7 protein-coding genes and 3 rRNA genes are annotated in these 14,474 nt (G+C 43.4%); 3 read left to right on the top strand and 7 right to left on the bottom strand.

Annotated elements, in window-relative coordinates; translation table 11 throughout:
- Positions 1-2: 2 nt before the first annotated feature.
- The 3 genes from gspE to gspC are packed head-to-tail and all read right to left on the bottom strand — an operon-like array spanning position 3 to position 4,595.
- Complete coding sequence (gene gspE, locus PISS_RS14540) at positions 3-1,568, bottom strand: type II secretion system ATPase GspE (protein WP_024601513.1); 1,566 nt, start codon at positions 1,566-1,568, stop codon at positions 3-5.
- Positions 1,561-3,627: a type II secretion system secretin GspD gene (gene gspD, locus PISS_RS14545; RefSeq protein ID WP_016900322.1), complete on the bottom strand. Its 2,067-nt coding sequence runs from the start codon at positions 3,625-3,627 to the stop codon at positions 1,561-1,563. Before gspD ends, gspE begins: the two co-directional genes overlap by 8 nt.
- A 23-nt stretch (positions 3,628-3,650) precedes the next feature.
- Positions 3,651-4,595, bottom strand: coding sequence for a type II secretion system protein GspC (gspC, locus tag PISS_RS14550; RefSeq protein ID WP_058155331.1), 945 nt, complete (start codon positions 4,593-4,595; stop codon positions 3,651-3,653).
- Between the two features lie 201 nt (positions 4,596-4,796).
- Here gspC and hslR point away from each other — a divergent pair, with 201 nt between their 5' ends.
- Entirely contained in the window at positions 4,797-5,219 is a 423-nt protein-coding gene (hslR, locus tag PISS_RS14555) for a ribosome-associated heat shock protein Hsp15 (RefSeq protein ID WP_013464246.1), read from the top strand.
- Between the two features lie 12 nt (positions 5,220-5,231).
- Complete coding sequence (gene hslO / locus PISS_RS14560; protein WP_013464245.1) at positions 5,232-6,077, top strand: Hsp33 family molecular chaperone HslO; 846 nt, start codon at positions 5,232-5,234, stop codon at positions 6,075-6,077.
- Here hslO and PISS_RS19130 read toward each other — a convergent pair.
- Positions 6,074-6,202 carry a hypothetical protein gene (locus PISS_RS19130; protein WP_013464244.1) on the bottom strand — a complete coding sequence of 43 codons (129 nt, stop codon included), beginning with the start codon at positions 6,200-6,202 and terminating at the stop codon, positions 6,074-6,076. The two genes, hslO and PISS_RS19130, sit on opposite strands and share 4 nt — an antisense overlap.
- 138 nt (positions 6,203-6,340) lie before the next feature.
- Between PISS_RS19130 and PISS_RS14565 the strand changes: the two genes are divergently transcribed.
- On the top strand, positions 6,341-7,879 hold the full coding sequence (locus PISS_RS14565; protein ID WP_013464243.1) for a phosphoenolpyruvate carboxykinase: 1,539 nt from the start codon (positions 6,341-6,343) through the stop codon (positions 7,877-7,879).
- Between the two features lie 869 nt (positions 7,880-8,748).
- Here the strand turns inward: PISS_RS14565 and rrf are convergent.
- From rrf to PISS_RS14580, 3 genes are all read right to left on the bottom strand, one after another.
- Positions 8,749-8,863, bottom strand: a 5S ribosomal RNA gene (rrf, locus tag PISS_RS14570).
- Between the two features lie 135 nt (positions 8,864-8,998).
- A 23S ribosomal RNA gene (locus tag PISS_RS14575) occupies positions 8,999-11,885 on the bottom strand.
- 368 nt (positions 11,886-12,253) lie between these two features.
- Positions 12,254-13,789: ribosomal RNA gene (locus tag PISS_RS14580) — 16S ribosomal RNA — on the bottom strand.
- Together the 16S, 23S and 5S rRNA genes form the textbook arrangement of a ribosomal RNA operon.
- Positions 13,790-14,474 lie beyond the last annotated feature (685 nt).

Here is a 14,474-nt window from a genome sequence, read left to right on the forward strand (position 1 = left end):
TGTTAGCCTTCCTCACGGGTTACGCGTAATACTTCTTCAAGCGTTGTTTTACCCGCAAGTACGCGGCTGCAGCCATCTTGACGAATACTTGGGCTGCGTTTACGAATATATTTCTCTACGCTTTGCTCACCTTTACCGCTGTGGATCATTTCACGAATAGTTTCATCAACGACTAATAATTCGTGAATACCTGTACGACCACGATAACCGTTAAAGTTACACTCTTCACACCCTACCGCGCGGTAAATCGTCGGAGCATTATCAAACGGTACGCCGAGTAATTCACATTCACGCTCATCTGCAATATGCCCTTCTTTACAGCTATTGCATAAGGTACGTACTAAGCGCTGTGACAATACGCCGAGTAATGATGACGATAATAAGAATGGCTCAACACCCATATCTTCCATACGGGTAATTGCACCTGAGGCAGTATTAGTATGCAATGTAGACATAACTAAGTGACCAGTCAGCGATGCTTGTACACCAATTTGAGCGGTTTCTAAGTCACGTATTTCACCAACCATAACCACATCAGGATCTTGACGTAAAATAGCGCGTAGGCCACGGGCAAAAGTCATATCAACCTTGGTATTAACCTGTGTTTGGCCAATACCTGGGATTTCATACTCAATGGGATCTTCAACCGTTAAAATATTGCGATCCCGCGAGTTAATTTGGCTCATACCCGCATATAAAGTAGTACTTTTACCAGAGCCTGTAGGGCCTGTAACTAAGATTATACCGTGAGGCTTACTAATTAAATCAGCAAATAGCTCTCGGTTTTTCGCGGTCATGCCTAAATCTTCAAGGTTTAAACGCGCATTGTTTTTATCAAGCAAACGCAATACGACTCGCTCACCAAAGCTCGATGGCATAGTCGATACACGCACATCTACTGCACGCCCTGCAATACGTAAACTAATACGGCCATCTTGCGGTATACGTTTTTCTGCAATATCGAGTTTGGCCATTACTTTAATACGCGATACCAGCAAAGAGGCTAATTTACGATTAGGTTTTAAAACTTCTTTGAGTACGCCATCCACTCGAAAACGAATAACCAGTTCTTGTTCAAACGTTTCAATGTGGATATCAGATGCGCCTTCCTTAATGGCCTCACTCAACATGGCATTAATGAGTTTGATAATAGGCGCGTCGTCATCACCAGCAAGTAAATCTTCAGTTTGAGGAAGCTCATCAGCCAGCGAGAATAAATCAACCTCGTTACCAATGTCTTCCATCATTTGCTGAGTTTCTGAGCTGTCACGTTGATACGAAGCTTCAAGTAATAACTCAAATTTATCATCTTCTAGTTGCTCAAGTGTGAAGCCATGTCCTGCAATGCGGCGCACTTCTAGCAATACATCAATATCCAACTCGCCACGGTAGTAAACAACTCGGTTATCCTTATGTTTACTAAGTAACGCACCCACCCGCCTTGCATATGAAAACGGCAAACGCTTTGCAGGCAGCTCAATTAAATCCTCTTGTTCAAGCATTTCATCGTTGTTATGTGCAGCTGGATGAACAACGTCTTGATTTATATCTTCTATCGCATTAGTCATTGTTACGCTCTTGTGCATTTTGTTTGCGTAAATGCTCTTCGTACGTAGGTGGTAACACTAATTCGTCATTCCACTCAGGTAAAATAGGCGTATCAGACATTGGCATCAAGTTAATGCCATCTTCACGCTTTTTAAATTGCTCACCGCGAATAAAGTTATATTTACTAAAGCTGAGCTTATTCATACTAACGCCATCGCGAATAATGGTCGGTCTAATAAACACGATTAGATTACGTTTTCGCTTTGTTGTATTAGTTGACTTAAACAAGTGGCCTAAAATAGGAATGTCGCCTAATAGTGGCACTTTTGAAACGCTCTCTTGTACATCTTCATCAATCAAGCCGCCCAATACCACCATACCGCCATCATCGGCCATTACAGTAGTTTTAATTGCGCGCTTGTTCACCGAAATATCGACTGCTGTTGCGCCACTAACACTTGAAACTTCTTGCTCTATAGTCAACTGCACCGCTGAACCATCATTAATTTGAGGGGTTACTTTAAGTTTAATACCCACCTCTTGGCGCTCAACCGTTTGAAATGGATTTTCGTTGTTACTACCTGTTTGCGAACCAGTAATGATTGGCACTTCTTGACCAACTAAAATAGATGCTTCTTCGTTATCCATTGTAGTAATAGATGGAGTCGCTAGAATATTCGAATTAGTGTCGGTTGAAACCGCTTGAACAATTGCGCCCCAGTCATTTTTAATTACCCCCATGGCCAAACCATTGATGCCACCAAGTAATGAGGCTAGTGGGCCGTAGTCACCTTCAGTTGTTTCATCATATTTGGTGACAGTACCTGATTCAGTACCAATGATATTTTTAGTCACCGTTTTATCACGGGCTTGTTCTGCCGCTACGGCTAACGAACCAACAGGTACTGTTGTACCATTATTAAATTGTAGCATCCCACCTTGCTCTGAAATCCATTGCAGGCCAAAGTTAACGCCATCACCTTCCATTACTTCAATAATAATGGCTTCTACTAATACTTGTGCGCGGCGAATATCTAAACGCTCAATAACCGATTCAAGTGAACGCATCGTATCTGGCTGAGCGGTGATCACTAAAGAATTTGAATCAGGATGTGCTTCAATACTCGTGTCGTTTCTATTACTACTACGCGCATTGTTGGTTGCTCCGCCTTTTGAATCCTCTGCCAGCGATTTACTCACACCTTGAAGTACTTTGACTAAATCTTCTGCCTTTGCGTAGTTTAGGTAAAATACTTTGGTATTACCTTGGCTTTCAAGTTCGCCGTCGAGACGTTTAATAAGCTCAATGGCGCGGGTACGAGCTTGACCTTCACCACTCACAATCACGCTATTAGTTCGGCCATCAGCCACAACTTTAGGAATTAAAAACTCAGGAACGCTGCCCTTGCCACTGTCTTTATAAATATTATCAACTACCGATACCACATCATCAGCTGTTGCATATTTAAGTTTTACAATATCAACGCGCTTATCACCCGCTTGGTCAACAGAGCGAATAATTTCTACCAAACGATTAACTGAGGCTGCGTGTCCTGTTAGCATCATCACGTTAGCGGCATTAAAGTTAGCAACATGACCGCCATCTTTTTGGTCACTAAACTGGCGAACCAAAGGGCCTAACTCTTGTACGCTGACATTTTTAACTCGCACAACCCGAGTGATCATCATATCGCCAGCTGCATCGCTGTCCGTTGTAATTAACGGTACATTGGATTTTTTAGCATCTGAACTTTTTTCTATTTTTATAATGTTGTTATCCATTTCAACAGCTGAATAGCCGTAAACTTCTAATACATTTAAAAAGAATTGATAATAAAGTGCCTCATCCATTAACTCATAACTGCGCACATTAACTTTGCCACGCACGTTAGGATCAATAATGATGGTTTTATTAAGGTTTTTGCCCACAATATTAATAAACTCATTAATATCTGTGCCCTTAAAGTTAGCAGCATATTCAACAGCAGCAACCGACATAGAAAGACTTGCCGCTAAAAAAAGTGCCGCATACTTAGCTAACCCTTTTTTAATTTTTTTGAGGTGAAGCACCTGAACCATTATGTTAAAACTCCAAAGCTAAGTTATTGCAGACTAAAAAGCACATCGATTTGCTCACCATCACGCTCTATGGTGATAGTTGCATCGGTACTATTTCGCAGCTCATTCATTGCTGCCATAGCCTGTTTTAAATCAGTTAATTGATAGCCGTTAATTGCCACGGCCAAATCGTTATTTTGTAATCCCATTTGTTTAAATAATTCAGGCTCTTTCCCTGGACTCAAACGGTAACCAATAAGTTCCCCATCATTCATAGCTTGGGCAACACGTATGTAATCAAATAGTTTACCTGGCTCTTCTAAAAGCTCTTCGCGGGTTTCTATTAATGCTTCTTTTACTTCAAGGTTGGCGGTTGCATCTATCTGCTCTTCACTTTGCGTTGAAGGTGCTAACGGCCCCATCTCAGGCTCATCTCGCGCAGCAAGTACCGGCATAGACACTGTTTTGGTAAAGTCGAGCCCATCAAGCATTAAGGTTTCAAAGCGGCCGCTTACATCTAAAATGACACGGTCTGGGAGTATTTGCGATACCTTTGCACGTGTCCCTTGAATAACATCTTCAACTAAGTAACTCGCCTGACGACCTTGCGATTCAATAATGGCCATCCCCGCTTTATCATCATTACTCACAGCAACAATACCGGTTAAATTTATACTTAAGCGCGTTTCAGGGGCATTATTAATAACTTTGGCTTGGGGGGCAGTATTGGTGTTTTTTGTTACATTTACTTTACCAAATAAAAATTGCCCAATAATCGAATCGACAGACTGGTTATTGCCGCCCGTGACTTGACTAGAGTAGCTACTGGGAGCAAGAGGAGTTGTTACTGGGTGCGGCCATAAAAGCCAAACGAGCTTTGATGACAAAAATGCAATATAAACAATAACTAAAACCATAACTAACACGCTTAATTTAGCGTGTGGCAAACGGTTTAATAGCAGTTTAAATTGTTGAACGTGCTGTTCCATAAGTAGTGTTCTTATTTTAATTTATAGCGAAATCACCCAGCCATAGTACCTTTTCATTTTTCATTCAACAAGCACGCTAATATTAAACTTTGTAAACAGATTAATTTATCTTCCTCATTAGTTACAGAATCAAGCTATAACTTCATGACATACCTATTTCATGGTAATTTAGCTAATAACCGAATTTACTAGAGATGTTCCATGACAAAGAAAGCTAAACTCAACGACAACTCAGAAAACTCGAGCGAACTTAAAGTCAGGTTAGATAAATGGTTATGGGCTGCTCGATTTTATAAGACGCGAGCAATAGCACGCGAAATGGTACAAGGCGGCAAAGTACATTATAATGGTCAACGTAGTAAGGCCAGCAAAATTGTAGAAATTGGCGCAGTTATAAAGCTAGCCCAAGGCGTTGATGAAAAAACTGTCACAGTATTAAATATACTTGAAAAGCGCCAAAGCGCCCCCATTGCACAGACCTTGTATCAAGAATCTGATGCAAGTATTGCTAAGCGTGAAGAAAATACTATCGCACGCAAAAATAACAGCTTCTTTGCACCTCATCCGGTTAAAAAGCCTGATAAAAAGCAAAGACGCGAACTTTTAAAAATGAAATCAAGTTAGGTATAGCCGCTCATGCAACAAGATTTACTTCATCGCTATTTATTCGACAATCTCGATGTTCGTGGCGAACTCGTACAAATAGACAACGCTTACAATGAAATGATTGCTAAACACAATTACCCAGAGCCCGTTAAAGCATTACTAGGTGAGCTGCTTGTTGCAACCTGTTTATTAACAGCAACATTAAAGTTTGAAGGCGAAATTGCCGTTCAACTACAAGGTGATGGGCCGGTAAAATATGCTGTTATTAACGGTGACGACCAACAAAATATGCGTGGCATAGCACGACTTCAAAGTGAAGTGACAGGGTCAACAGTTAGAGAGCTTATAGGCCAAGGTTACATGGTTATCACTATTACTCCAACGCAAGGGGAGCGTTACCAAGGTATAGTGCCTTTAGAGCATGATACCTTAAGTGAATGTATAGAAAGCTATTTTGAGCAATCTGAACAATTAAAAACGCGCCTTTGGTTTGCAACCGACACTACAGAGGGAAGCGCCAAAGCATGTGGGCTATTTTTACAAGTGCTACCTGTTGATAAACAAAAGTCGATTGAAGATTTTGCTCACTTAGAAGCACTCAGCAATACCATTAAAGATGAAGAGCTATTAGAGCTCGATGCCAATACTATTTTAACGCGTCTTTATCATGAAGATAATCCGCGAGTATTTGATCCTCAACCAATTCAATTTAAATGTGGCTGTAACCGCGAAAAAACGATGACGGCTTTAGTTAATGTTGGCCAACAAGCGCTTTTGGACGATGTTGAAAAAAATGGTGAGATTAAAATTAGCTGCCATTACTGTTTAAAAGATTATGTGTTTAACGAGCAAGATATAAAAAGTATATTTAACTAATCTACTTTTATAAAACACAGCACAAAATAGCCATAATTTTTTATGGCTTTTTTGTGCCTAAAAAATGACACCGGTATCACAAGCTGAGCATTTTTCATGACACCGGTATCATTGAAATTATTCATGTTTTTTCCTTAATTTATATGTTTTTACGGTGTTTATAAGCTCGAATATCCTTAATCCATCTGTTACTATAATTGCAGCTTAAAGGTTACTAAGACCCAGAGCTATCCCGTTCAATCTCACACAATTTAGGTATAAACATGACTTCAAGCGCTACCCGTTTTGTCGATCTAACTGCAGCTGAACTTGTCGAACACGCTATCAGCCGTGGCGAAGGGACTTTAGCCGCCAATGGTGCTTTTGTAGCTAACACTGGTCGTCGTACCGGTCGTTCTCCAAAAGATCGTTTTATTGTTCAAGAATCAAGTACTGAAAATGAAATCCAATGGGGTAATGTAAATCGCCCATTCGATGCAGATAAGTTTGACGCGTTATGGGCACGTGTAGAAGCACATGTGCAAAGCAATGACCACTTTATCTCTCACCTTGAAGTTGGCGCTGATCCAGAGCACTATCTTCCAGTGGTTGTAACAACAGAAACTGCTTGGCACCATATCTTCGCTAAAAACATGTTCATCCAACCAGAATCATACAACAAAGCAGACTTCCCTCAGTGGCAAGTAATGAATGTACCTTCGTTTGTATGTGATCCAGAACGCGATGGTACCAATAGCGATGGCACAGTTATTATTAACTTTGCACAACGTAAGGTGTTACTTGCTGGCATGCGCTACGCGGGTGAAATGAAAAAATCGATGTTCTCTGTGCAAAACTTCCTACTACCAGCGAAAGGTGTATTACCAATGCACTGTTCTGCTAACGTAGGCGAAGCAGGCGATACTGCGTTATTCTTTGGTTTATCTGGTACAGGTAAAACAACGTTATCAGCCGATCCAACTCGCTTCTTAATCGGTGATGACGAGCACGGCTGGGCACCAGGTAGTGTATTTAATATCGAAGGTGGTTGTTACGCTAAATGTATCGACCTTTCTCAGAAAAACGAACCCGTTATTTGGGATGCTATCCGTTTTGGAACCATCTTAGAAAATGTCGTACTTGATGAAAATCGCGTTCCTGATTTTAATGATACCAGCCTAACTCAAAATAGCCGTGCAGCTTATCCACTGGAGCATGTTGAAAAACGCAAAGTTGAAAACCGTGCAGGCGAGCCTAAAGCGGTTGTATTCTTAACATGTGATGTAAGTGGTGTCCTTCCTCCAGTATCTGTACTAACCGAAGAAGCTGCAGCATTCCACTTCTTAAGTGGTTACACTGCAAAAGTAGGCTCTACAGAAATTGGCTCTACCAGTGATATCGAATCTACATTTTCAACCTGTTTTGGCGCACCTTTCTTCCCACGTCCTGCAGGTGTCTACGCAGAACTTCTAATGAAGCGTGTACGCGAGTTCGGCGCTAAAGTTTACCTAGTTAATACAGGCTGGACAGGGGGTCCGTACGGTATTGGTAAGCGTTTCGATATTCCAACAACACGTGCTGTTGTTGACGCAATCGTATCTGGAAAGTTAGCTGGTGTTGAAACTCAACACATTGACGTGCTAAATCTAGACGTACCAGTTGCAGTACCAGGCGTTGATAGCAAGCTGCTTAACCCAATTAACACATGGGAAGACAAAGCAAAGTATGCTGAATATGCAGCTAAACTAGCCGCTGATTTCACAGAAAACTTCGCAAAATACGACGTATCTGAAGAAATTAAAAATGCAGGCCCTAAGGTTTAATAATTACCTTTAACCTCATAATTGAAACGCCAACCTTGAGTTGGCGTTTTTGATCCTACTTGGTTTATTCCACAAATATCATTTCTTTAATATATTCTGCAAAATCATCTAATAGCTAAAATAAAGACCATAGTCACTTTTCAGCCCAACTTAAATGAGTTTTTCTATATGCATACAGCGATCTTATAAGGCCTTAAAAAAGCTGTAGCTGATTCGTTTAAACATTATATATTTAGGCTAGCAATATATGCGTACATTAGACTTGATAGCGATGTGAAGTACACGCTTCCCCTTCTATATTCAGGTCACACACGACTATGACTTCACCAACAAAGTAGATTAGTATTGTACACAGTCCTAAGTAATCACGTTGGGCTTAATCGCTGAACTCCCTTAGCATTTTACTCACCACAGGCCTTTAGTGTGTCATTCCTGCGTACGTAAAAAGCCCGACGATTGCTAATCGGGCTTTCTAAATTTGGAGCCATGGTGCGCTACTTCGTAGCAACAACACAATAGAATATCGTGGTGTCAGCTCTGATCAACTCTCTTCCTTTAACCTATTACCTTTTACCTTGACCTGCATTTTCACTTTCCTACAGACGTAAAAAAGCCCGACGATTGCTAGACGGGCTTTCTCAATTTGGAGCCTGGTAATGTCGTAGTGCCCACAGCGGTAGAGTATGTATTAGGCTCTAAGGTGCTCGTCGCATTCTTTTACCCATAGCTTTCGAGATACTCAACCCACGCTACAAAGTACAGGTTGACACTGTGCAACTGATAGCTGATAGCTGATAGCTAATATTTTTACTTTCCTGCAGACAACAAAAAACCCGTCACATCGCTGTAACGGGTTTCTCTTATTTGGAGCCTGGTAATGTCCTACTTTCACATAGCAAATGCTACACTATCATCGGCGCTGTTTCGTTTCACTACTGAGTTCGGCATGGGGTCAGGTGGGTCCAAAACGCTATTGTCACCAAGCAAATTTGGTGTAAGGTCGATTTAATCGAGCTTACTAAAATTTGGAATTCTGATAATAAAGAGTAATTAAGTAATCTACTTTAGTCATATTAACTTCTGCGCTTAAACTATCACATAAAACGCGTTTGGTGTTGTATGGTTAAGCCTCACGGGTAATTAGTACAAGTTAGCTTAATGGCTCACACCACTTCCACATCTTGCCTATCAACGTTGTAGTCTTCAACGGCCCTTCAGAGACTTTAAAAGTCTAGTGAGAACTCATCTCGAGGCCTGCTTCGCGCTTAGATGCTTTCAGCGCTTATCAGTTCCGAACGTAGCTACCGGGCAATGCCATTGGCATGACAACCCGAACACCAGCGGTTCGTTCACTCCGGTCCTCTCGTACTAGGAGCAACCCCTCTCAATTCTCAAACGCCCACGGCAGATAGGGACCGAACTGTCTCACGACGTTCTAAACCCAGCTCGCGTACCACTTTAAATGGCGAACAGCCATACCCTTGGGACCGACTTCAGCCCCAGGATGTGATGAGCCGACATCGAGGTGCCAAACACCGCCGTCGATATGAACTCTTGGGCGGTATCAGCCTGTTATCCCCGGAGTACCTTTTATCCGTTGAGCGATGGCCCTTCCATTCAGAACCACCGGATCACTATGACCTACTTTCGTACCTGCTCGACGTGTCTGTCTCGCAGTTAAGCTGGCTTCTACCATTACACTAACCGTACGATGTCCGACCGTACTTAGCCAACCTTCGTGCTCCTCCGTTACTCTTTGGGAGGAGACCGCCCCAGTCAAACTACCCACCAGGCACTGTCCGTAACCCCGATTCAGGGGCCAACGTTAGAACATCAAAACTACAAGGGTGGTATTTCAAGGACGACTCCACAAAAACTAGCGTCTCTGCTTCTAAGTCTCCCACCTATCCTACACATGTAGGTTCAATGTTCAGTGCCAAGCTGTAGTAAAGGTTCACGGGGTCTTTCCGTCTAGCCGCGGGTACACAGCATCTTCACTGCGATTTCAATTTCACTGAGTCTCGGGTGGAGACAGCGTGGCCATGGTTACACCATTCGTGCAGGTCGGAACTTACCCGACAAGGAATTTCGCTACCTTAGGACCGTTATAGTTACGGCCGCCGTTTACCGGGGCTTCGATCAAGAGCTTCTCCGAAGATAACCCCATCAATTAACCTTCCGGCACCGGGCAGGTGTCACACCGTATACGTCATCTTGCGATTTTGCACAGTGCTGTGTTTTTAATAAACAGTCCCAGCCACCTGGTCACTGCGGCTCCAATCAGCTTAGGGAGCAAGTCCCATCACCAATCGGAGCGTACCTTCTCCCGAAGTTACGGTACGATTTTGCCTAGTTCCTTCACCCGAGTTCTCTCAAGCGCCTTAGTATTCTCTACCTGACCACCTGTGTCGGTTTGGGGTACGATTCGGTATAATCTGAAGCTTAGAGGCTTTTCCTGGAAGTATGGCATCAGCAACTTCATCACCGTGGTGACTCGTCTCGTGTCTCAGCCTAACAGCAACCCGGATTTACCTAAGTCACTAGCCTACACACTTTCACATGGACTACCATCGCCATGCTTGCTTAGCCTGCTCCGTCCCCCCATCGCAATTATACCAAGTACGGAAATATTAATCCGTTTCCCATCGACTACGCCTTTCGGCCTCGCCTTAGGGGTCGACTTACCCTACCCTGATTAACATGGGATAGGAACCCTTGGTCTTCCGGCGTGCGGGTTTTTCACCCGCATTATCGTTACTCATGTCAGCATTCGCACTTCTGATACGTCCAGCATACCTCCCGGTACACCTTCAACCGCTTACAGAACGCTCCCCTACCACTCAAAATAAATTTTGAATCCGCAGCTTCGGTGCATAGTTTAGCCCCGTTACATCTTCCGCGCAGACCGACTCGACCAGTGAGCTATTACGCTTTCTTTAAAGGATGGCTGCTTCTAAGCCAACCTCCTGGCTGTCTGGGCCTTTCCACATCGTTTCCCACTTAACTATGACTTTGGGACCTTAGCTGGCGGTCTGGGTTGTTTCCCTCTTCACGACGGACGTTAGCACCCGCCGTGTGTCTCCCGGATATTACTTTACGGTATTCGGAGTTTGCAAAGGGTTGGTAAGTCGGGATGACCCCCTAGCCTTAACAGTGCTCTACCCCCGTAAGTATTCGTCCGAGGCTCTACCTAAATAGATTTCGGGGAGAACCAGCTATCTCCCGGTTTGATTAGCCTTTCACTCCTAACCACAGGTCATCCCCTAACTTTTCAACGTTAGTGGGTTCGGTCCTCCAGTTGATGTTACTCAACCTTCAACCTGCCCATGGCTAGATCACCGGGTTTCGGGTCTATACCTTGCAACTATTCGCCCAGTTAAGACTCGGTTTCCCTACGGCTACCCTAATCGGTTAACCTCGCTACAAAATATAAGTCGCTGACCCATTATACAAAAGGTACGCAGTCACCCAACAAGTGGGCTCCTACTGCTTGTACGTACACGGTTTCAGGTTCTATTTCACTCCCCTCACAGGGGTTCTTTTCGCCTTTCCCTCACGGTACTGGTTCACTATCGGTCAGTTGGGAGTATTTAGCCTTAGATGATGGTCCACCTATATTCAGTCAAAGTTTCACGTGCTCCGACCTACTCGATTTCACTTAAAATGCGTTTTCATGTACGGGACTATCACCCTGTATCGTGGCACTTTCCAGAGCCTTCCATTAACACATAATAAGCTTAAGGGCTGTTCCGATTTCGCTCGCCGCTACTATCGGAATCTCGGTTGATTTCTTTTCCTACGGGTACTTAGATGTTTCAGTTCTCCGCGTTCGCCTCGTTAACCTATGTATTCAGTTAACGATACCTGCAAGCAGGTGGGTTTCCCCATTCGGAAATCCTAGTCTCAAGTGCTTTTTACTAGCTTGACTAGGCTTATCGCAAGTTAATACGTCCTTCATCGCCTCCAACTGCCAAGGCATCCACCGTGTACGCTTAGTCACTTAACCATACAACCCAAACGGGTCTTTGTTTTGTGACAGTTTAACTTCGCCAGAAGTTAATATTGAATACTAAAGTAGATACCAATCAACAAACATTAAACGTTTATTAAATGGCACTGAATGATACTGCTATCATTCTTTTTTACTTTTGAAAACTCTGTACAAATACAATGTATTCATACGAATTTTATTATCAGCTTTTCCAAATTTTTAAAGAGCAGAGAATCAAAAACTTCTCAAAATTAAACACACTCTATTCTCAGGTGATTGTGCTACCCGATAAAAGAATATTTATATTAATTAGTCAACTCAAAGAGCAAACTAACTAACAATCATCTGTGTGGACACTACGAACAAATAAGTTCTAAATCGTATAAGGAGGTGATCCAGCCCCAGGTTCCCCTAGGGCTACCTTGTTACGACTTCACCCCAGTCATGAATCACTCCGTGGTAAACGTCCTCCCGAGGGTTAGACTATCTACTTCTGGAGCAACCCACTCCCATGGTGTGACGGGCGGTGTGTACAAGGCCCGGGAACGTATTCACCGCGTCATTCTGATACGCGATTACTAGCGATTCCGACTTCATGGAGTCGAGTTGCAGACTCCAATCCGGACTACGACGCACTTTAAGTGATTCGCTTACTCTCGCGAGTTCGCAGCACTCTGTATGCGCCATTGTAGCACGTGTGTAGCCCTACACGTAAGGGCCATGATGACTTGACGTCGTCCCCACCTTCCTCCGGTTTATCACCGGCAGTCTCCTTAGAGTTCTCAGCATTACCTGCTAGCAACTAAGGATAGGGGTTGCGCTCGTTGCGGGACTTAACCCAACATCTCACAACACGAGCTGACGACAGCCATGCAGCACCTGTATCAGAGCTCCCGAAGGCACCAAACCATCTCTGGTAAGTTCTCTGTATGTCAAGTGTAGGTAAGGTTCTTCGCGTTGCATCGAATTAAACCACATGCTCCACCGCTTGTGCGGGCCCCCGTCAATTCATTTGAGTTTTAACCTTGCGGCCGTACTCCCCAGGCGGTCTACTTAATGCGTTAGCTTTGAAAAACAGAACCGAGGTTCCGAGCTTCTAGTAGACATCGTTTACGGCGTGGACTACCAGGGTATCTAATCCTGTTTGCTCCCCACGCTTTCGTACATGAGCGTCAGTGTTGACCCAGGTGGCTGCCTTCGCCATCGGTATTCCTTCAGATCTCTACGCATTTCACCGCTACACCTGAAATTCTACCACCCTCTATCACACTCTAGTTTGCCAGTTCGAAATGCAGTTCCCAGGTTGAGCCCGGGGCTTTCACATCTCGCTTAACAAACCGCCTGCGTACGCTTTACGCCCAGTAATTCCGATTAACGCTCGCACCCTCCGTATTACCGCGGCTGCTGGCACGGAGTTAGCCGGTGCTTCTTCTGTCAGTAACGTCACAGCTAGCAGGTATTAACTACTAACCTTTCCTCCTGACTGAAAGTGCTTTACAACCCGAAGGCCTTCTTCACACACGCGGCATGGCTGCATCAGGCTTGCGCCCATTGTGCAATATTCCCCACTGCTGCCTCCCGTAGGAGTCTGGGCCGTGTCTCAGTCCCAGTGTGGCTGATCATCCTCTCAAACCAGCTAGGGATCGTCGCCTTGGTGAGCCATTACCTCACCAACTAGCTAATCCCACTTGGGCCAATCTAAAGGCGAGAGCCGAAGCCCCCTTTGGTCCGTAGACATTATGCGGTATTAGCAGTCGTTTCCAACTGTTGTCCCCCACCTCAAGGCATGTTCCCAAGCATTACTCACCCGTCCGCCGCTCGTCAGCAAAGTAGCAAGCTACTTTCTGTTACCGCTCGACTTGCATGTGTTAGGCCTGCCGCCAGCGTTCAATCTGAGCCATGATCAAACTCTTCAATTAAAAAGTTTTATGTCTTTCGACAGCTCAATGAATTCTGAATTTATTTAATATCTTTCGATATTGAATTGACTGTGCTGAATAACAGATGATTGCTTTATATTGTTAAAGAGCTATACCGGTTATCCGGTTGCGATTAAAGCGTTAAACTTTATCTCGCTAGGGCTGCGCATATTACGCTTTCCTATTTTTTTGTCAACACTTAATTTTGTTAAACTTGAAATTTTTCGAAACTAAGTTTTACTCAACTCACTGAGTAGCTCATGCCTCGCTATGCGTTGGCGTTCCCCGTCTCAGTGGGGTCGCATTATAGGGAGAATCGATTTTAACGCAAGCGTTTTTAAAGGCTTTTTTGCATTTAATTTTTACCCCAAAGATACCTAAAAAGACAACTAAACTCAAGCATATTTAGCTTCAAATGAGGTTATAAGTTATTTTTTAATGATAACGTGTTGATGTTGATGTTGAAATCGCTTGCAAATAGCATCCGATTTCTTGCTATAACTATTTTAGCTAGTAGAACACTAAGGGCATTTGGCAAAAAACATAGCATATAGGTAAGGCTTTCTTTACTTATGTATTTACTGTTTCAACCTATGACGTTAATCACAACCTTAAGTTATATAATTAGCTTATTTTTACCAATCATAGCTAAATAGCATATATAGGTCAGGGGTAACATGAAGAA

The sequence above is a fragment of the Pseudoalteromonas issachenkonii genome, from assembly GCF_002310795.1.
Lineage (GTDB): Bacteria > Pseudomonadota > Gammaproteobacteria > Enterobacterales > Alteromonadaceae > Pseudoalteromonas > Pseudoalteromonas tetraodonis.

Coding starts and splice junctions, on each gene's coding strand:
- PISS_RS19130 (WP_013464244.1), bottom strand. CDS start 6,202: ATGAATAATTTCAATGATACCGGTGTCATGAAAAATGCTCAGCTTGTG.
- PISS_RS14565 (WP_013464243.1), top strand. CDS start 6,341: ATGACTTCAAGCGCTACCCGTTTTGTCGATCTAACTGCAGCTGAACTT.
- gspE (WP_024601513.1), bottom strand. CDS start 1,568: ATGACTAATGCGATAGAAGATATAAATCAAGACGTTGTTCATCCAGCT.
- gspC (WP_058155331.1), bottom strand. CDS start 4,595: ATGGAACAGCACGTTCAACAATTTAAACTGCTATTAAACCGTTTGCCA.
- hslO (WP_013464245.1), top strand. CDS start 5,232: ATGCAACAAGATTTACTTCATCGCTATTTATTCGACAATCTCGATGTT.
- hslR (WP_013464246.1), top strand. CDS start 4,797: ATGACAAAGAAAGCTAAACTCAACGACAACTCAGAAAACTCGAGCGAA.
- gspD (WP_016900322.1), bottom strand. CDS start 3,627: ATGGTTCAGGTGCTTCACCTCAAAAAAATTAAAAAAGGGTTAGCTAAG.